Below are 19534 nucleotides of genomic sequence, written 5' to 3' on the forward strand. Positions count from 1 at the left end.
TTCGACATGTGAGGCGCGTCTTTTCTTTGCATGGCACCAGAACCGGGTTACGTTCGGGTCAAGTCTAATCCTGCCATTGCTGGAGAGCTCGGTGTGACACCCCTCACCCAGGCCGCCGCCATTGCCTGCATTACGCTCGGTACCGGGGCCGCAGCGGTGTCCGTCATGAACGAAGATATCCCGGACATGACCGTGCCGGAGCTGGCTTGGACACCGGGCAATGAACTGGATGGCGCGTCCTTTTATATTCAGGCGGTGCTCGACAACGGCACCGAGGGAGAGACCGATACGCTCGTCTTCAAGGACGGTGCGTTCATGTCGATGGATTGCGAAACATACTGCAACTTCGGCTTTTCCGATTACCAGACATGGGTCGACGGAGATGTGATCCATTTCACCACCGTTGCCACCTGCCCAACAGCACCGCACCGGGTGGTGTGGCATGGGCAGATCACGGATGGTGAGATCACAGTCGAGATGAGCTGGACGACCCGCCGCTGGTACTGGACGCATCAGATCACCGGCACGGCTCAAGGATCGCGCTTGCCAGCCACCGAAGGCTCTGTCTCCGGGTGACGCCTCCTGAACCGACGCCGGTTGGGCTGACCACCAGGGGGATTATCCTGCGTTTGGCAGGGCTTTTGATCATTGTCGTTCTGGCCACATGGGGCTCGCATCTTCTGAAGGATGCGCTGAACCTCACCATCATGCCCAATAATGAAGAGCAGATGCACCGTCTGCTGATGCTGGGCTCTCTTGCCTATATCGGCCTGCTCGCGATGCCCTTTGTGCCGGGGGCCGAAATCGGACTCGCGATGCTGACCATCTTCGGCGCGGCGATTGCGCCGCTGGTCTATGCGGCGACGGTGCTGGCCTACCTTCTGGGGCGCGTTTTGCCGGGCACGACACTGGTGTGGATTCTGTCACTATTTCGAATGCGCAAGGCGGCTGACCTGATCGGGCGCGCCGCCGCCCTGCCCCCGACAGACCGCTTGACCCTCTTGCTGGACGGATCACCGCCGATGACCGTCAGCCTTGCCGTGCGGCATCGCTATATCGCGCTCGCCTTGCTGGTGAACACCCCCGGCAATGCCGTGATCGGGGGTGGCGGCGGCATCATGATGATGGCCGGGATGAGCGGCATCTTCGCGCCGGTTCAGACCTTCATCGCCATCGCCATCGCGGTCTCCCCGGTGCCGATTGCCATTATGGTGTTGGGGTTCTAGCGCAGCGCGGGTTTGGCTTACGTGTTGAAGAGGAAGTGCAGAACGTCGCCATCCTTGACGATGTAGCTCTTGCCTTCTGCCCGCATCTTGCCCGCTTCTTTGGCGGGGTTTTCACCACCCAGCGTGACGTAATCGTCATAGGCAATGGTTTCGGCGCGGATGAAGCCCTTCTCGAAGTCCCCGTGGATCACACCTGCCGCCTGAGGCGCGAGCGTGCCTTTGGAGATGGTCCAGGCGCGGGCTTCTTTCGGGCCGACGGTGAAATAGGTCTCAAGCTGCAAAAGCTGGTAGCCTGCACGGATCACGCGGTCGAGGCCGGCTTCTTCAAGGCCCATTTCGGACAGGAATTCCTGCGCCTCGTCGGCGTCCAACTGGCTGATCTCTTCCTCGATCTGGGCAGAAATCACCACATGGCTGTTGCCTTGAGCGGCGGCCATTTCGCCCACAGCATTGGACATCGCGTTGCCGTCGGCTGCGTCCGCCTCGGACACGTTGCAGACGTAAAGCACGGGCTTCGTGGTCAGCAGTTGCAGCATGTCCCACGCCTTGCGGTCCTCATCGTCAACCGACACGGTGCGGGCAGGTTTGCCCTCTTCCAGCGCGGCCAAGGCAGCGCGCATCAGGCGTTCCTGCTGAACGGCGTCCTTGTCACCGCCGCGCACCTTGCGGACGATGTTCTGTAGCCGTTTCTCAAGGCTTTCGATGTCCGCAAGCATCAGCTCGGTCTCAATTGTCTCGGCATCAGCCACGGGATCGACCCGGCCATCCACATGCACCACATCGCCGTCTTCGAAACAGCGCAGCACATGGGCGATGGCGTCCACCTCGCGGATGTTGGCAAGGAACTGGTTGCCCAGACCTTCGCCCTTGGAGGCCCCCTTCACGAGGCCCGCGATGTCCACAAAGGTGATCCGCGTCGGGATGATCTGCTTGGACTTGGCAATCCCGGCCAGCGTATCCAGCCGCGCGTCAGGCACCGCCACATCGCCAACATTCGGCTCGATCGTGCAGAACGGAAAGTTCGCCGCCTGCGCCGCTGCGGTCTTGGTGAGCGCGTTGAAAAGGGTCGATTTGCCCACGTTCGGCAAACCCACGATTCCCACCTTGAAGCCCATGTCGATCTCTCCTGATCTTGCAGATTTGCGCCGCTTCTAAGCGTTGGCTGCGGGCGCTGCAAGGCGGCTGAGATTGGGGATCATCTGGAACCAGAAGCGGTTGTTCAAAAGCACCGCTGCCCCCGCCAAACCCAGCACCAGCCCGATCCAGATCCCCGTCGCGCCCCAATCTGCGACAAAGCCCAGCACGTAGGCTGCCGGCAAACCGATGCCGAAATAGGACACGGCGGCCAAGAGCATCGGCATCCCTGCATCCTGCACGCCCCGCAACAGGCCCAGCGCCACCACTTGTGCGCCGTCCACCAGTTGGAAGATCGCAGCGAGGATCAACAGGGTGATGCCCATAGTGATGATCTCGTCGCGGGCCGGATCGTCGGGGTCGAGGAAGGCCGCGATCAGCGGTTCGGGAAGGGCCACAAACAGAACGATGGTCAACGCCGCGATAAAGGCCGACAGCGCAAGGGCAACAATACCGCCCCGCGCCATATGCGGCCAGTCCTTGCGCCCGAAAGCATTGCCCGCGCGGACGGTGGCGGCATTGGACAGCCCCAGATGCAGCATGAAGGTCATTGATGCCAGTTGCAGCGCGATGCCATGTGCGGCCAGCGGGATCGTTCCAAGCCAGCCCATCATGATGGCCGATGCTGCGAACAGCCCGGTCTCGGACAACGAAGTAAGGCCGATGGGCACACCCAGCTTGAACACCTGAACAAACATCTCGTTGTCGGGCTTCCAAATTCTCTGAAACAGGCTGTGTTCCGGCACGAAGACACGGATGTAAACCACGATCACCATCATTGAGAACACATGCGTACTGAGCGAGGCGATGGCAGCCCCCTCAAGCCCCAGTTCCGGTAAGCCGAAATTGCCGAAGATCAAAGCGTAATTTGCCAGAGCGTTATATGGCACGGCCACTGCCGTGACCCAGAACACGACCTTGGTTTTCTCCAGTGCGGCCAGGTAGCTTTTGAGCACCATCGTCACCAGCGCGGGCAGCAGGCCAAAGGCCAGCACCCGCAGGTAGACCTGCGCTTCGGCAGCGATTGTGGGCAACTGACCTGTCAGTAGGAGCAAGGCCTCGGACCACCAAAGAAGCGGAAACATCACTACGCAGAACAGCGCCGACAGCCACAGACCCATGCGGGTGGCGCGGCGGACTTTCTGATCGTCGCCCTCGGCCGCATAGGAGGCGACCATTGGCATCACTGCCCAGGCAAAGCCGCAGCCGAAAAGGAAGATCGTAAAGAACAGCGTGTTGGCCAGCGTGACCGTGGCCAGCGCCTCAGCGCCGTACCAGCCGACCATGATGGTGTCCGTCAGGCCAATGGCCATCTGTGCCATATGCCCGCCAACCAGAGGCAACCCCAATACGAGGATGGCCCTGACATGGGCCGGATATGACATCTGTTCTGTGTGCATGCCGGTCGGTTAGACCCGCGCTCAGCACGGGGCAAGAGTTTTGTCAGGTCAAAGTGCGCGGATCAGGAATTGTGCGGCCAAAATGGCAATGATCAGACCGGCCCCGGTTTCGATCATTCCGGCAATCCGCGCGGTGTTCGGACCATTGGCAAACCGCGCTAGCGCGCCTTCGCGTAAGGTCACCGCGCCGATGGCAGCGGCAAGTGTCACGCTGGCGGTGCCCAGCCCCATGGCGAAGGTGCCAAGGATGCCCGCAAGTTGGATTCCCATGCTGACCGACAGGATCAGCAGGAACAGCGCCCCTGTGCAGGGACGGATCGCGATGGCCCCGATCAGCACCAGCGCATCGCTCAGAGAATGGACGTTTTGCACCTGTTCCGGCGTCGGTGCATGGGCGTGACCGCAGGTGCTGCACACGCCGTCGTCATAGCTGTGATGGTGGTGGTGGTCGTTGTGGTGATGGTGATGGTCCGGCTTTTGAGCACGCCAGTTGGACCAGAGCCGCGATGCCCCCCGGACCGCCAGGCAAGCTCCGATGCCGCAGATCGCAGCATAGCTGAAGGGGGCGAACCAATCCTCAGCCGCACCCACCATCTCTTCGCGGCCAAGCCCCAACAGCCAGACCCCGGCGTAAACCACGACAATGGCTGTTCCCGCCTGCGCAAGGCTCGAAAGCACCGCCAGAACCGACAGCCGCGTCAGCGCAACCCGTTCAGCCACGCCATAGCCTGCAATCAGGATCTTGCCATGGCCGGGGCCGACCGCATGAAAGAACCCGTATCCGAAACAGACCGCCATCAATGTCAGGAGTGCGCCCGGTTCGTTCGCCCTTAGCGCCCGAAGCCCCTGCGCCATCCCGCTTTGTGCCGCGCGCTGGCCCTCGGCGGCCCAGCGTTCCAGCATCTGCGCGCCGTCAAAGCCCCAAAGCCAGACGGCAAGCGTAACGACGGCAACAGCAGCTAGTTGGAGGGCGGTGCGCATGACATCGTGACCGTATCAGCGAAATGAATGCCGACGCGCATCTCGTTGAAGATGTCCTCCATCGACCCGCCGTTCAGTTCCTTTTCCACGGCAGCCTGTGCGGCGGCCTGATCGGGGTCTGACACGGTTGCAGTGCAACCGGGGTCGGTCAGAGTGACACCCTGCGATACATCATAAGACACGTAGTAGGTCGGATCGTATTGCAACACTTCGATGGCTTCGATCGGAACGGGTGGGATCTCGCGGAAATGGGTCGCGGTGATGAACCCTTTTTCAACGGCGATACCAATGGGACGCGGGCGCGGCATCTCGATCTTTTCGCCGTTGGAATACACGTAAAGATCGCCCTCGAACCCTTCGGGCCATTCGATCAGGTCGAACCCGAACAGCGTGTCCAGCTCGGCCTCGGTCAGTTCCCCGTCGCCGTCGGTATCAAGGCCCATGTCTTCAAGGATCAGCAGCGTGAAGAAATCGTCATAGGTCCACGTCACCGTGACCCCCGTTACCTCGCGCTGATCGTTGATTTCGAACCGCAGGGCGGTTTCGACAAAGATATGCGGATGCGCGCCAAGCGGCGCGGCGACCAGACCAAGTGCAAGGGCGCAGAGTGCTTTTTTCATAGAACCGGGAGGTAAGCCCCCCGGCCTGCTAAAGCAAGGTCATCCACTGCGCGGCGGCAGAGAATTGCGCAGGTCTCAGACTTGGACCCGGCGAGTATCCGGGTGCAGTGATGTTCCCAGAATGTGGTCCGAGCGATGGATGACATGTCTTGCCCCGCCAACGATCAACGGATCGGGCGCTGTCGCAACAGCGAGATCCTTGCCGGGATAGTCCAGCGTCGACAGAAAATGCCGCATACAGTCAAGCCGGGCGCGTTTCTTGTCGTCGGATTTGACGATGGTCCACGGCGCGTCGGCGGTGTCGGTGTAGAAAAACATCGCCTCTTTCGCCTCGGTATAGTCGTCCCACTTATCAAGGCTCGCCTTGTCGATGGGCGACAGCTTCCATTGTTTGAGCGGATCGGTCTCGCGGCCGGCAAAGCGGCGTTTCTGTTCCGCCTGCGTGACCGAGAACCAGTATTTGTAAAGCCGAATGCCAGACCGTGTCAGCATCCGTTCAAAATCCGGGGTCTGGCGCATAAACTCGAGATATTCGCTGGGCTCGCAAAACCCCATCACCCGCTCGACCCCGGCGCGGTTGTACCACGACCGGTCATAAAGCACGATTTCGCCCGCCGTTGGCAGATGTTCGATATAGCGCTGGTAGTACCATTGCCCGCGCTCCACGTCGGTGGGTTTGTTCAGGGCGACCACGCGCGCGGTACGCGGGTTGAGATGTTCGGTGAACCGCTTGATCGTGCCGCCCTTGCCCGCCGCATCGCGACCTTCGAAGATCATCACGAATTTCTGGCCCGTATCCTGTGCCCAAAGCTGCACCTTCAGCAGTTCGGCCTGCAGTGCGGCTTTCTCGGCCTCATAGGTGCGGCGCGACAGGCGTGAGCAATAGGGGTATTTGCCCGACTCGAAGGCACGTCGCACATCATCGGCCGTGACCGCCTTCTGCGGTGAGACCGGAACCTCCTGGAAACCGCCGGTCGGTTGTGCGGGGGACGGTGTTTCGGCGGCGATGGCGGTGGGTGACGGCATGCAAATCTCCTGGTCCTGAATGTGGTCTTGAGGCGCATGGTAACAGGATTGTAAAAAGGTCTCTTTGACACGCATCAAAATCAGACCGCCTTGCCCCATTGATTTTCCCGCGCAACTCCGGCAATCGGGTCCGACCAGTTCAGGAGACCGCCATGACCCGTATCGACGCCAAATTCGCAGAGCTGCGCACAGCCGGCAAAAAGGCTTTTGTGTCCTACGTGATGGCAGGCGATCCCGACTTCGACACCTCGCTCGAGTTGGTCAAGGGCTTGCCGGGCGCGGGTGTGGACATCATAGAACTGGGTCTGCCCTTTACCGATCCGATGGCGGATGGCAGCACCATCCAGCTGGCCGGCCAGCGTGCGCTCGAAGGTGGCATGACGCTAGACCGGACGCTGGAACTGGCACGCATCTTCCGCGAAGGCGACAACACCACGCCCATCGTGATGATGGGCTACTACAACCCGATCTATTCTCGCGGAGTGGACCTGTTCCTGACCCAGGCCAAAGAGGCGGGCATCGACGGTCTGATCATCGTCGACCTCCCGCCCGAGGAAGACGATGAACTGTGTATCCCGGCGCAGGCGGCTGGGTTGAACTTCATCCGTCTGGCCACCCCCACCACCGATGACAAACGCCTGCCCAAGGTGCTCGAGAACACCTCGGGTTTTGTCTATTACGTGTCGATCACCGGCATCACTGGTGCCGCCGAGGCGCAGGCCGCCGATGTCGGCCCCGAAGTGGCGCGGATCAAATCGCAGACCGATCTGCCCGTCATCGTGGGTTTCGGCATCAAGACACCCGACGCCTCGCAGACGATTGCGAGCGTTGCCGATGGTTGTGTTGTCGGCTCGGCCATCGTGGCGGAACTGGCCAGCGGCAAACCGGTGAGCGACGTTCTGGCCTTCGTCAAAACGCTCGCGGACGGCGCGCACCGCGCCTGACCTATGCCGGAGTTCTGGGCGGCAGATGCGTTTCATGCGGCGTTTCACGGCAACATGCAGGTGCCGCCGCTGGCCGACTCCCTGCCTGACCTGACACTTGATCAGGGCTACCGGATCGCCTCCGAAATCCATGCCCGGCGGCTGGCGAATGGCGCAACAGTTGCGGGCCGCAAGATCGGGTTCACCAACCGGACCATCTGGCCGATCTACAATGTCGACGCGCCTGTCTGGGGGTGGATGTATGCCAGCGGCGTACAGGACATCCCTGCCGATGGCGCGATCCCCCTGCCCGCCCTGCCGGAGCCACGGATCGAACCGGAGATCGTGTTCGGGTTCAAAGCCTCCCCGCACCCGGACATGGACCTAACGGCATTGGCCGCGTGTATCGACTGGGTGGCGCATGGGTTCGAGATCGTGACCTCGCTCTACCCCGGCTGGCGCTTTACCGCACCCGACGCGGTGGCGGCGATGGCCATGCATGGTGCGCTTTGGGTTGGGCCGCGTCTGAAGCCATCACCGGAACGGTTCGAGGCGCTGACCACCTGCGGTGTGACCCTGACAGGACCGGAAGAAACGCTGATCGGTCATGGCGTAGACGTGTTGGGCGGACCGCTCATGGCGCTGCACCATTTGGTTGGCGAAATCGCACGCATGCCCGACGCTGGCCCGATTCAGCCTGGTGAAGTGGTGACAACCGGAACACTCACGGACGCACGTCCGGTCGCAGCGGGTCAGACATGGCAGACCGAATTTGACACGCCCTTGTTGCAGGGCCTGACGGTGCAGTTCACCTGACACCCCGGCACCGGACCCGGCGAACAGGGCCAAACGCCGTCTGGCTGCCTTTTCACCACGGGATGTTTCGTGGGCTTTGACAAAAATGCCGCGTTGCGTGAATTGAGCGCCATTGGTAAAGAAAACTAACCAATATATCCGAAAGGTCGCGCCATGCCCATGATTACCGAAATCGAAGACCTCCGCCGCATCTACAAACGCAGGGTGCCCAAGATGTTCTTTGATTACACGGAGTCGGGCAGCTGGACCGAACAGACCTTCCGCGAGAACTCGTCTGATTTTGACAAGATCTATCTGCGCCAGCGCGTGGCCATCGATATGGAAGGGCGCAAGACCGCGTCGAAAATGATCGGTCAGGATGTGGCGATGCCCGTGGCGCTCGCCCCGGTGGGGCTGACCGGCATGCAGCATTTCGACGGTGAGATCAAAGCGGCCAAGGCAGCGGAAAAGTTCGGCGTGCCCTACTCGCTCAGCACCATGTCCATCTGTTCGATCGAGGACGTGGCCGAGAACACGTCAAAGCCGTTCTGGATGCAGGTTTACACGCTCAAAGACGACGATTTCATGCAGCGTCTGTTCGACCGGGCAAAAGCCGCCAAATGTTCGGCGGCCATCATCACGGTTGATCTGCAACTGCTTGGGCAGCGGCACAAGGATGTGAAAAACGGCCTCAGCGCCCCGCCCAAACTGACACCTGCCTCGGTCGCCAACATGATGACAAAGGTGCAGTGGGGTCTGGGCATGCTTCAGACCAAACGGCGGTTCTTCGGCAATATCGTGGGCCATGCGAAGGGCGTCAAAGACCCGTCCTCGCTGACCTCATGGACGGCGCAGGCGTTCGACCAGTCGCTGAACTGGGACCGTATTCGCGAATTCAGCAAGATGTGGGACGGCCCGCTCATCATCAAGGGCATCATGGACCCGCGCGATGCGTTGGAGGCGCTGAATGTCGGGGCCGATGCCATCGTCGTGTCAAACCACGGCGGCCGACAGCTTGATGGCGCGCTCTCGTCGATCCGGGCACTGGAGCCAATCCTGGATGCGGTGGGCGACAAGATCGAAGTGCATCTCGACAGTGGCATCCGCTCTGGCCAGGACGTGCTCAAGGCGCTCGCGATGGGGGCCAAGGGCACCTATATCGGTCGCGCCTATGTCTATGGTCTGGGGGCCAAGGGGCAACAGGGTGTGACTGACGCGCTGAACGTCATCCACAAAGAGCTTGAGATGTCGATGGGGCTATGCGGGCGGACGGATGTCAAAACGCTGGACCGCGACATCCTGATGGTTCCCAAGGGTTTCTCTGGCGATTGGGACGCGTAAGACACGCGGTATCGTCATCCTCGGGTGTGACCCGAGGATCTTCCAATAATGCAGTCCCGTCATCCTCGGGCAAAGACCCGAGGACCTCTGTCCAAAGAGATCCTCGGGTCAGGCCCGAGGATGACCTCAATATCGGAGTAGAAGCGGCGCCGCCCTTTGGCCTGACCGTACTCTCATTCCACCGGGGCTTCCCCCGTGACCTGTGCCCCTATGGGGCCTGCTGAAACCGGTTTCTCAGGGTCGGCCCATATGGGCATCTGAGAGAAGATCAGCTCAAATGTCGCGGCCTGGGAGTGACCCTACCCGCTCGATGCGCATCGTGGGCGGAGGTATGGCCGAAGGCTGGTTAAGGGATCGAAAACCAACCGTACGGTGAACGGTTTTGCGAAAGACCAGCCACACGGTGTTCTGACTTCCCGTGGTCCGCGTTCCATGACAGGGTTGGATCATGTCCGATCAGGCCGTATTCCTCAAAGGCAATCTCTTTCGCCATATCTCGGTGATGTCGCTGACCGCCTCTGTCGGCCTGATGGCGGTGTTCGCGGTCGATTTCGTCGACATGATCTTCATCTCCATGCTGGGCAAAGAGGAATTGGCCGCCGCAGTCGGCTACGCAGGTGCAATCCTGTTCTTCACCACATCCTTCAACATTGGCATCGCCATCGCAGCCGGTGCGTTGGTGGCGCAGGCCTTGGGCGCAGGTGACGAAGAGCTGGCGCGACAACGGGCGTCAAACGCGCTTGTGGCCGGCGTGGTCTTTGCCGCGCTCTTTGCCGTGCTGGTCTGGCAGAACCTCAGACTGCTGGTCGGTTTGCTGGGCGCCACTAGAGAGACCGCAGAGCTGGCGGTGCACTACCTGCAAATCATTGTCCCGTCCTTGCCCATTCTTCTGATCGGCATGGCCGGTGGCGCCATTCTGCGGGCCCATGGAGACGCACGCCGGGCGATGACCGCCACAGTGGCCGGTGGTTTGGTGAATGCGGCCGTCGCGCCAATCCTGATTTTCACCTTCGGGTTGGAACTGACCGGCGCTGCACTTGGGTCCGTGCTGGCCCGGATCACGATTGCCGGATTGGCCCTCGTGCCGATCTTTCAGCATCACGGCGGGCTCAGCAGACCGCGTCTGGATGGGTTTTTCAAAGATTTAACCCCAATTCTTGCCATTTCGCTGCCCGCGATCCTGACCCAGCTGGCCACTCCGGTTGGACAGGCCTGGGTGACGCGATCCATGGCGGAGTACGGCGAAGAGGCCGTCGCGGGGATGGCGATCATTGGCCGCCTCACGCCGATTGCCTTTGGCACCATATTTGCGCTGTCCGGGGCCGTCGGCCCGATCATTGGGCAGAATTACGGTGCACGGGATTTCACTCGTGTTCGACGGGCGCTTTATGATGCGCTTCTATTCACCGGGATCGTGGTGGTTGTTGCGACGGTGATCCTGTTCTTCCTGCGTGGTCATATCGCGGCGTTGTTCAATGCCGAAGGCGTGTCACTTTCGCTGATTTTCCTGTTCTGCGGACCACTGGCGCTGGCGTTTTTCTTCAACGGAATGCTGTTCGTGTCGAACGCCTGTTTCAACAATCTGGGGCGCCCGTTTTATTCGACATGGCTCAACTGGGGACGGCATACTTTGGGAACCATCCCGCTGGTCTGGTTGGGGTCGATCCTTTTCGGAGCACCCGGCGTTTTGATCGGACAGGCCACGGGAGGGGTACTGTTCGGGGTGCTTTCCGTCATCCTTGTGCGCCGCACAATCGATGCGGTCGAGGCGCAAGGCGAGTCACCCAAAGGCCCGCGTCTGTTTCAACGGCAAGCCCGTCAGATCGCGCTGTTTTTCGCGCGGCGCTAGGCTGCAGACCGGCGCGACAGCACGGGCACCAGCAGCAATGGCACAGCGAACAGAATGCCGCCGATGGTCAGGAACGAGGTCGCCAAGCCAAAACCTTCCGACAGGAAGCCCATCATCGGCGGGCCAATGAAGAACCCGGCATAGCCAACAACCGAGATTCGCGAAATCGCGTGGCTGCGGTATCGGTTTGGCACCATCCGACCGATCCAGGCATAGGCCATCGGTGCCATAACAGACACGCCAAGACCTAGGATCGAGAACCCGACATAGGCCACACCCAAAGACGGCGCGGTGGCCGCGATGCAGGCACCGATTCCCGCCGTGACCGCCGCCCAGCGGATCACCATCCGCTCCGACACGCGATTGGCCACAACCTGACCCGCCAACCGACCGACGGCCATGGTGATACCCAGCAGAGCCGGTCCAAGCGCGCCCTGCGCCGCACCGGCCCCCAGGTTGCGTTCGAGATGCAGCGCAGACCAACCTTCGGTCGCCTGTTCCGACATGAAGGCGATCAGGATGATCATCCCGCCGGGCAAAAGCAGTGTCCAAGGCAGCGGGGCGACCTCAACCCCGTCCGCTTCGTGTTCGGCATCGCCCACCGGAGCAGCAAACGCTTGCAGCATCAGCACACCGATCACCAGACCACCCCCGGTGAGGATCGCCGCCGGTCCCAAGCCCACTTCCCGCGCGAACCCGGTGGCAAGGGCACAGATCGCGTAGGCCACGGAAAACACAGCGTGGTTCAGGTTCATCAGGCTGCGCCCCACCTGCGCCTCGAGCGCGCTGACCCGGGCGTTCATTGCCACATCAAGCGTGCCCGAGGTCATCGTCACCCCCAGCATCGCCAGTGTGAATGTCACCCCAGTGGTTGTGTGCCCCGGAAGCAACGTGGCCACTGCCAGCAGCGCGGTCAGCACGCCCAGCGCCCGCGCCCCCAGTCCGCGCTCGGCCAGAGGGGCCAGCCACATCGCCATGACGGCCCCGATCGACGTGATCAAAAGCGCCAGCCCGAACTGCCCGTCCGACAGCCCGACCTGCGGCTTGAGCACCGGCACAAGCGCGGCAAAACTGCCCCAGAACACGCCCACGGCAGCAAATCCGGCGGCGGGGCCGCGACTGATATAGAGATCACGCAAAAGGCTCATGTCGCGCTCCGTGCCACGGCGCTGAGCGGCGGTCCAGCCCACAAACGGCACATTTCAGGCGGAATCTGCAACCTAGGCTCTTGCTCTGCACGGGAATCCGGTCTATCGCGCGGGCTTCATGTGGGGTGACAGCCTTGGAGGCACCCTGCCCTTACAATTTGGAGAATTATCATGGCTGGAGAGATTCCTGATCTCGTAGCTCTGGAACGGACGGGGACAGGCAAGGGCGCCGCTCGTCAGGCACGCCGCGACGGCATGGTTCCGGGGATTGTTTTTGGTGGCGAGAAAGACCCGCTTCCGATCAACCTTCCGTTCAACAAGCTGTTGCAGCGTCTGAAGAAAGGCCGCTTCAAGTCGACGCTGTTCAACCTCAAGGTTGAAGGCCACGAAGACGTGCGCGTGATCTGCCGCGATGTGCAGCGCGATGTCGTCAAGGACCTGCCGACTCACGTCGACCTGATGCGCCTGCGCCGCACCACCAAGATCAACCTGTTCATCCCGGTTGAATTCATCAACGAAGGGTCCGCACCGGGCCTCAAGCGCGGCGGCGTTCTGACCGTTGTGCGTCCCGAGGTTGAACTGGTTGTGACAGCGGGTGACATCCCCGAGAAGGTGACCGTCGATCTCGCCGGCCTGAACATCGGTGACACCGTGACCATTTCTGACGTCACACTGCCTGAAGGCACCAAGCCGACCATCGACCGCGATTTCGTGATCGCAAACATCTCGGCCCCGTCGGGTCTGCGCTCTGCAGACAATGACGCGGATGACGACGCGGAAGAAACAGAAGAGTAATCCCGACACCTCGACGGGTTTCTGGCGGCCTCACCCAAGCGGGTGGGGCCGTTTTCGTTTCGGGCTATGCGGAAACCGCGATTGGCCATAGGATCAGCATATTGATGTTGTTGATTTCAGGGGTCTTGTCGTGGTCAGACCTTTTCCGTCTTTGGCTATTGTGACGGTTTTGGCGGTGGCGGCCGCCAGCCTTGCCCACGCAGAAACCCGTGTGGCGATCATCGACACCGCCTATGACACGCGCCCCTATCTCGATCGGCTGAAAGAGCGCGGGGTGACCGTGATCGGGCGGTATTATGCGCGCTGTGATCAGCCGGAATACGGGCTGACCGAAAAGCGGCTGATCAACCAAGGGCGGCCCAGCGACCCCGGCAGCGAGATCGCACAGATGTTCGCTAAGGGCTTCGCGGTGTTGTCGGTCTACCAGTATTACAGCAACACCCCGAACAAGTTTCGTGGCCAGAACCGCGACGGCAAAGCTCTGCCCGATGCCAATTGCAACTGGACCGGCGTTGGTCGCAGCGTGGAGGAAGAGGCGGAACTGGATGTGCAGGCAGCGATCTCTCAGGCGCAGGCCTTGGGACAGCCGCGCGGTACGGCGATTTACTATGGCGTGGATTTCAACTTCACCGATCAGGACCGCGAGACCATCGACCTGATGACCCGCTATTTCCGCGTGATCAAGGCGCGAATGGATGCGGCGGGATTTCGGACCGGGGCCTATGGCAGCGGGCATGCGCATCAGATTCTCAAAAACGCCGGGCTGATTGAATTGTCGTGGATCTCGGCCTCGCGCGCCTTTTCCCGCACCAGCGAATTTCATCGCTCGGGCGAGTGGCACCTTTTCCAAAACCAGGTGGACCGGGAATGGTTCGGGAGCACCGGATCAGGCTGCACGCGGGGATTGCCGCTGGATACCAATGTGCAGAACATGTTTCAGGACGCCGACATCGGCCTCTGGCGGCAGGGCGAAAGCTACATTGTTGATGAAGGCCGGACGTTAGACATTTTCGCCACACGGCGCTTTGCCTGCGATGGCGATGCCGTGGTGCGGCGCGACAGGGGGTCTTCGTCGTCGGATGTGGCCCGCGTGACTGAATGCAAGGCGGGCAAGGCCAACACGCTTCCGCCCAAGATCGACTTCGCCAATGCCGCGCGGGTGGGTGACGCCACAGATACGCTGATCGAGGTCGATGTGGATGATGACGGCGAGTTTGACGGCTGGACCCATCACAGCAACCTGACGGCGCATTTCGGCTACAAACCCGACTGGATTTTCGAAACCGCCCGGCGCAACGCGACATCCTGCGACTGAACCTCGGCAGTTGACAGATGCTGGCGCAGGCTGGCACAACCCGCACAAGGGGCACGCGGATGCCTCGTGAGGCGACAGCCGAAGACCCGCATCCTTGAAACCTGTCTTAAGGGAAGGATGGCGCATTGGCCTCACCAACTGAAATCACTCCGACTCAACTTGCCCGCCTCGTCGGGACACCGCATGCACCAGTTCTGATCGACGTGCGCATCCAAGCAGACTTCGACGCAGATCCATACCTGATCCCTGGTGCAGTCCGACTTCGCTTTGATGACATGGACCGCTGCTATGAAACGCTGCGCGGTCAGTCTGCCGTCGTCTATTGCCAAAAAGGTCTCAAACTCAGCCAAGGCGCGGCGGCACTCTTGCGGACAAAGGGCATTCCGGCAGAGACGCTAGAAGGCGGACATGTGGCGTGGCGCACCGCCGGTCTGCCAATGGTCGATACCGCGAAACTGCCAATGGCTGCTGAAACAGGCCACACACTATGGGTCACACGGCACCGCCCCAAGATCGACCGTATCGCTTGCCCGTGGTTGATCCGGCGCTTTGTCGATCCACAGGCTCAGTTCCTCTTCGTGTCACCCGGTCAGGTGCTGAATGTGGCGGACAAGTTCGCGGCGACTGCGTTCGATGTGGAAAATGTCTTTTGGAGTCATCGTGGTGATACATGCACCTTTGATACGATGATCATGGAATTCGGAATCGGTCACGAGGCTTTGGACAGATTGGCAACCATAGTGCGCGGAGCCGACACCAACCGCGATGATTTGGCACCAGAATCTGCGGGGTTGCTGGCAGCATCACTGGGGTTATCCCGCATGTACCGCGATGATCTGGAGCAGATGGAGGCGGGTTTTCTTTTGTACGATGCATTGTATCGCTGGGCACGCGATGCCACGGATGAAACTCATGGCTGGCCAAGCGCAGTTGGCGTGTCATGAGCGTGCCGCTCGTACAACTGTTCTGGGTGTTCCTGAAAATCGGTCTGCTGTCTTTCGGCGGCCCGGCGGCACAGATCGCGCTGATGCACCGCATGCTGGTGGATGAGCGGGACTGGCTGACGGAAAAGCAGTTTCTCAATGCGCTCAGCTTTTGCATGTTGCTGCCGGGCCCCGAGGCGATGCAGTTGGCCACCTATGCGGGCTGGCGGTTGCACGGCGTCTTGGGCGGGCTGATCGCGGGGTTGCTGTTCGTGTTGCCGGGGGCGGCGGTGATCTTTGCGCTGGCGCTGCTTTACGTGACCTATGGCGACCTGCCGCTGGTGGGCACTTTGTTCCTTGGCGTGCAGTCGGTGGCGGTGGTGATCGTGGTCGAGGCGCTGCTGAAAGTGTCGAAGCGGGCGCTGCACGGAGTCGCGCATTGGGCGCTGGCAGGCCTTGCCTTTGTTGCGATCTTCTTTTTCGCGGTGCCGTTTCCGGTGATCGTTCTGGCGGCCGGGCTGTACGGCGCGTTGATGGTTTCAAACGCGGATGCGACCCCGGCCCTTCCCGTCACCGTGTCCGCTGGCAGAAGCCTGAGCACCATCGTGATCGGACTTGCGGTCTGGGGACTCCCCGTGCTGGCGGTGGACCTCTTGTTCAACGGAACCATCCTGACAGAAATCGCTCTTTTCTTCTCCAAGCTTGCGGTTGTCACATTTGGCGGGGCCTACGCGGTACTGGCCTACATGGCGCAGGACGTGGTGGTGCAGTACGGCTGGCTGACCCCGACCGAGATGATGGACGGGTTGGGACTGGCGGAAACCACGCCAGGCCCGTTGATCCTTGTCACGCAGTTCGTGGGCACCTTGGCGGCGTTCCGCGAGGGCGGTTACGGGTTGGCCATCGCGGGCGGGGTGATGACGCTTTGGGTGACCTTCGTGCCCTGTTTCTTGTGGATCTTCGTCGGTGCGCCTTACATCGACTGGATTTCCGCGCAGCCACGCCTGAACGGTGCCTTGCGCGCGATCACGGCGGCAGTGGTTGGGGTGATCCTGAACCTGTCGCTCTGGTTCGCGCTGCATGTACTGTTCGACACCGTGACAAAGACAGAGGCCGGTGTGTTGCGGCTTTGGGTGCCGGGTGTAGCGACACTCAACTGGCAGGCCATCGCACTGATTGCGCTGTCGGCGGTGCTGTTGTTGCGGGCGCGTCTGGCGATTGGCTGGGTCTTGGGCATTTCTGCGGCGGCGGCATTGGTGCTGGCGCAGATCTGACGCTTGGGCTTTTGCCCTTGGCGCGCGTTTCGCCTAGAGAGGGGCAACCGCTTTACGCTTGGAGGCAGGGGCAGCGATGAAACTCTTTGTGGGACTGGGCAATCCGGGGGCGGGCTATGCCAGGAACCGGCACAATATCGGCTTCATGGCGATGGACCGGATCGCAGAGGATCATGGGTTCGGGCCGTGGAAATCCAAGTTTCAAGGCGAGGTGACCGAGGGGCGACTGGGCAGCGACAAGGTACTGCTGCTGAAACCCGGCACCTTCATGAACCGGTCGGGTCAGTCGGTGCAGGCGGCCATGCAGTTCTACAAGCTGGAGCCTGCAGACGTGGTGGTCTTCCATGACGAGCTCGACCTCGCCCCTGGAAAGTGCCGCGTCAAGGAGGGGGGCGGGCATGCCGGGCATAATGGCCTGCGGTCGATCCACGGCCATATCGGCGAGGCTTATGGGCGGGTGCGTCTGGGCATCGGGCATCCCGGCCACAAGGACAAGGTCGCGGGCTATGTGCTGCACGATTTCCCCAAGGCCGACGAAGACTGGCTCGATGATCTTCTGCGCGGGATTTCGGATGGCGCGGCGCATCTGGCGGATGGGGATACGGGCAAATTCATGAATGCGGTCGCGCTGCGCGTGGCCCCGCCCCGGTCGTCGACTTCGCCGGCAAAGGCGGAAAAGGCCGATGTCCCGAAACCAGAGCCAAAACCCGAAGCCGCGCCGGAACCCGATACGCGCAACCCGTTGCAAAAGCTTGTGGATCGGTTCCGGTGAGCCTGTCCGACGCCTTGGCGCGGCAGGCAGAAGCCTGCGCTTCGTTGGGTTCGCCGTTCATGGGGCGGATGTTGCCGCTGCTCACTGAGGTCTGGCCTGAGGGATCGGCACTCGATATGGCGGTACAGGCCTTTGAAGGCGATATCGGCCCCAGCGGGCATTCCCTGCCCTTGCGATTGGCCTCGGGTCTTCATGCGCTGGTGCTGACCGGGCAGGATGCGGATCTGATCGCGGCCTATCCGCCGAACGACGTGTCCGACGAGGTGCTGAAAACCGTTCTGACATCCGCGCTGTCCCGACACGAAGCCTTCCTGATCCAATGGATCACCTCGCCGCCACAGACCAACGAAGTGCGCCGCTCTGCAGTGCTGATCGCCGGGACACATGCCTTGGTAAAACGGACCGGGGTCACACAGGTCCACCTGTCCGAATTGGGCGCGAGCGCCGGGTTGAACCTGATGTTCGATCACTACGCGCTGGAGGCTGGTGCGACGCGCCTTGGCCCGGACGACGCCGCGCTGACGCTGGCACCCGACTGGTCTGGTCCTGCCCCGGTCAATGCACCCTTTACAGTGACCGACCGACGAGGGGTCGACCTTAACCCGCTTGATCCGCACAACCCCGACCACGCGCTGCGGTTGCGCGCCTATCTCTGGGCGGATCAGGCACATCGCGTTGCCTTGACCGATGCCGCGATCCGGGTGAACCGCGCGCAGGTGGATCGCAGCGATGCCGTAGACTGGCTTGAGGGACGGTTGGCGGACGCGCCACAGGGGCGGATGCACCTGATCTACCACACCGTCGCGTGGCAATATTTCCCTGCCGAACGGCAAGCCACCGGGACGGCCCTCATCGAAGCAGCAGGCGCGCGGGCCACAGCCGACTTCCCGCTGGCCTGGCTGCGGATGGAAGCAGATGGTCAGGCCCGTGGAGCTGCCATAACCGCCCGTCTTTGGCCGGGAGATCATCACATCGTGTTGGGGCGTGCAGATTTTCACGGGCGCTGGGTGGAATGGACGGGCGATCCTCATTAGGATCTGCTACAGGCAGCGCATCGCAGGAGGCCCCGATGGAACCGGAAGACGCAATCAACGTGCTGGGTGGCCCGCTCGAAGGGTGCTCGACTGATCCGCTGACCGGGTTCTTCCGGGATGGCCATTGCAACACCTGCGCCGCCGATCAGGGCAGCCACACCGTCTGCGCGGTCATGACGGCGGAGTTCCTCGCCTACTCGAAATATGTGGGCAATGATCTGAGCACACCCGTGCCGCAGTACCGCTTTCCGGGGCTCAAGCCAGGCGATCACTGGTGCCTTTGCGCCTCGCGGTTCCTGCAGGCCCATGACGAGGGGTGTGCGCCGATGGTCAACCTCGCCGCGACCCACAAACGCGCGCTCGACATCGTGCCGATGCGGGTTCTCGAACAATACGACATCGACGCCTGAGCCGGATCAGGACGCCTTTTCAATCGGGTGCGGCGTGTCGTTCCTTGCGGCGATGGCAAGGGGATCCCCCATCAGTTCTTCGATGAAGAGGCTCAGCAGTTGCGGGCGGCCTGACACCCCGGCTTTGCGGTAGATCGCATTGGTCTGCGCCTTCACCGTGCCTTCGGACGTGCTGCGCAGCCCGGCGATATCGGCGGTGCTGAGCCCCTTGATGGAAAACAGCGCCACGTCCCGTTCAGCCGGGGTCAGTTCCCATTCGTCGAAGCGTTCGTGCAAAACCTCCATGAATGCCCCGGAGGCCAGACGGAGGCTTTCTTCTGCCGCGCGCTGTTTGCGGATCGACCGAAGCAGAAGCGTCGCGCTGACCACCATTCCCAGGATCAGACCGACCACCGCGCCGATCTGCGCCAATTCGTAGTAGACCCATGCAATGGGCGACGTCTTGATCCCAAGAATGCTCCCAAGGATGTCCCACAACAGAAAAACACCGCTGGCCAACTGCAGCGTCAACAAAGGAAACAGGGCAACCCAAACTTTCACTGGTCCATCGAGGCTCCGAGGTAGGACG

Annotated in this window: 20 protein-coding genes; 13 read left to right on the forward strand and 7 right to left on the reverse strand. The window is 61.5% G+C overall.

Translation table 11 applies throughout. From position 1 onward, the window contains the following. Positions 1-93 precede the first annotated feature (93 nt). Positions 94-576, forward strand: coding sequence for a hypothetical protein (locus tag JJ869_RS01415; protein ID WP_292264188.1), 483 nt, complete (start codon positions 94-96; stop codon positions 574-576). Continuing rightward, positions 573-1226, forward strand: a complete 654-nt coding sequence (locus JJ869_RS01420; RefSeq protein ID WP_292264189.1) for a hypothetical protein — start codon at positions 573-575, stop codon at positions 1224-1226. The genes JJ869_RS01415 and JJ869_RS01420 overlap by 4 nt, the downstream gene beginning before the upstream one ends. 17 nt (positions 1227-1243) lie before the next feature. On the opposite strand, the gene ychF is transcribed toward JJ869_RS01420, so the two are convergent. The 5 genes from ychF to ppk2 form a co-directional block, all read right to left on the reverse strand. Then, complete coding sequence (gene ychF, locus JJ869_RS01425; protein ID WP_292264190.1) at positions 1244-2341, reverse strand: redox-regulated ATPase YchF; 1098 nt, start codon at positions 2339-2341, stop codon at positions 1244-1246. Positions 2342-2377: 36 nt separating this feature from the next. Continuing rightward, the gene (locus JJ869_RS01430) at positions 2378-3760 is read right to left on the reverse strand and encodes an MATE family efflux transporter (protein WP_292264191.1); all 1383 of its coding nucleotides are present in this window, start codon (positions 3758-3760) and stop codon (positions 2378-2380) included. A 48-nt stretch (positions 3761-3808) separates the two neighbouring features. Then, positions 3809-4741: a hypothetical protein gene (locus JJ869_RS01435; RefSeq protein WP_292264192.1), complete on the reverse strand. Its 933-nt coding sequence runs from the start codon at positions 4739-4741 to the stop codon at positions 3809-3811. After that, positions 4720-5361: a DUF1007 family protein gene (locus JJ869_RS01440; RefSeq protein WP_292264193.1), complete on the reverse strand. Its 642-nt coding sequence runs from the start codon at positions 5359-5361 to the stop codon at positions 4720-4722. The genes JJ869_RS01435 and JJ869_RS01440 overlap by 22 nt, the downstream gene beginning before the upstream one ends. Before the next feature lie 75 nt (positions 5362-5436). Beyond that, positions 5437-6387: a polyphosphate kinase 2 gene (gene ppk2 / locus JJ869_RS01445; protein WP_292264194.1), complete on the reverse strand. Its 951-nt coding sequence runs from the start codon at positions 6385-6387 to the stop codon at positions 5437-5439. Positions 6388-6539: 152 nt separating this feature from the next. Here ppk2 and trpA point away from each other — a divergent pair, with 152 nt between their 5' ends. The 4 genes from trpA (at position 6540) to JJ869_RS01465 (ending at position 11295) form a co-directional block, all read left to right on the forward strand. Continuing rightward, positions 6540-7331, forward strand: coding sequence for a tryptophan synthase subunit alpha (gene trpA, locus JJ869_RS01450; RefSeq protein WP_292264195.1), 792 nt, complete (start codon positions 6540-6542; stop codon positions 7329-7331). A gap of 3 nt (positions 7332-7334) precedes the next feature. Continuing rightward, positions 7335-8126, forward strand: a complete 792-nt coding sequence (locus JJ869_RS01455; protein WP_292264196.1) for a hypothetical protein — start codon at positions 7335-7337, stop codon at positions 8124-8126. 153 nt (positions 8127-8279) lie between these two features. Beyond that, a complete protein-coding gene (locus JJ869_RS01460; protein WP_292264197.1) occupies positions 8280-9446 on the forward strand; it encodes an alpha-hydroxy acid oxidase in 1167 nt (388 codons plus the stop codon). Positions 9447-9894: 448 nt separating this feature from the next. Then, the gene (locus tag JJ869_RS01465) at positions 9895-11295 is read left to right on the forward strand and encodes an MATE family efflux transporter (protein WP_292264198.1); all 1401 of its coding nucleotides are present in this window, start codon (positions 9895-9897) and stop codon (positions 11293-11295) included. On the opposite strand, the gene JJ869_RS01470 is transcribed toward JJ869_RS01465, so the two are convergent. Continuing rightward, positions 11292-12443 carry an MFS transporter gene (locus JJ869_RS01470; protein ID WP_292264199.1) on the reverse strand — a complete coding sequence of 384 codons (1152 nt, stop codon included), beginning with the start codon at positions 12441-12443 and terminating at the stop codon, positions 11292-11294. The two genes, JJ869_RS01465 and JJ869_RS01470, sit on opposite strands and share 4 nt — an antisense overlap. 171 nt (positions 12444-12614) lie before the next feature. Here JJ869_RS01470 and JJ869_RS01475 point away from each other — a divergent pair, with 171 nt between their 5' ends. The 7 genes from JJ869_RS01475 (at position 12615) to JJ869_RS01505 (ending at position 18966) form a co-directional block, all read left to right on the forward strand. Next, positions 12615-13238 (forward strand): 50S ribosomal protein L25/general stress protein Ctc, encoded by a 624-nt coding sequence (locus tag JJ869_RS01475; RefSeq protein ID WP_292264200.1) that lies wholly within the window; start codon positions 12615-12617, stop codon positions 13236-13238. A gap of 130 nt (positions 13239-13368) precedes the next feature. Continuing rightward, on the forward strand, positions 13369-14553 hold the full coding sequence (locus JJ869_RS01480; protein ID WP_292264201.1) for a glycoside hydrolase domain-containing protein: 1185 nt from the start codon (positions 13369-13371) through the stop codon (positions 14551-14553). A 125-nt stretch (positions 14554-14678) separates the two neighbouring features. Continuing rightward, positions 14679-15497, forward strand: a complete 819-nt coding sequence (locus JJ869_RS01485) for a chromate resistance protein ChrB domain-containing protein (RefSeq protein WP_292264202.1) — start codon at positions 14679-14681, stop codon at positions 15495-15497. Next, entirely contained in the window at positions 15494-16750 is a 1257-nt protein-coding gene (gene chrA / locus JJ869_RS01490) for a chromate efflux transporter (RefSeq protein ID WP_292264203.1), read from the forward strand. Before JJ869_RS01485 ends, chrA begins: the two co-directional genes overlap by 4 nt. Before the next feature lie 76 nt (positions 16751-16826). Next, positions 16827-17522 (forward strand): aminoacyl-tRNA hydrolase, encoded by a 696-nt coding sequence (pth, locus tag JJ869_RS01495; RefSeq protein ID WP_292264204.1) that lies wholly within the window; start codon positions 16827-16829, stop codon positions 17520-17522. Beyond that, entirely contained in the window at positions 17519-18556 is a 1038-nt protein-coding gene (locus JJ869_RS01500) for a DUF2332 family protein (RefSeq protein ID WP_292264205.1), read from the forward strand. Before pth ends, JJ869_RS01500 begins: the two co-directional genes overlap by 4 nt. Positions 18557-18591: 35 nt before the next feature. Then, positions 18592-18966, forward strand: a complete 375-nt coding sequence (locus tag JJ869_RS01505; protein WP_292264206.1) for a DUF2237 domain-containing protein — start codon at positions 18592-18594, stop codon at positions 18964-18966. 6 nt (positions 18967-18972) lie between these two features. Here JJ869_RS01505 and JJ869_RS01510 read toward each other — a convergent pair whose 3' ends face one another. Further along, the gene (locus JJ869_RS01510) at positions 18973-19506 is read right to left on the reverse strand and encodes a helix-turn-helix transcriptional regulator (protein WP_292264207.1); all 534 of its coding nucleotides are present in this window, start codon (positions 19504-19506) and stop codon (positions 18973-18975) included. Positions 19507-19534: the final 28 nt, after the last annotated feature.

This window comes from Marivita sp. (genome assembly GCF_017643905.1).
Classification (GTDB): Bacteria; Pseudomonadota; Alphaproteobacteria; order Rhodobacterales; family Rhodobacteraceae; genus Marivita.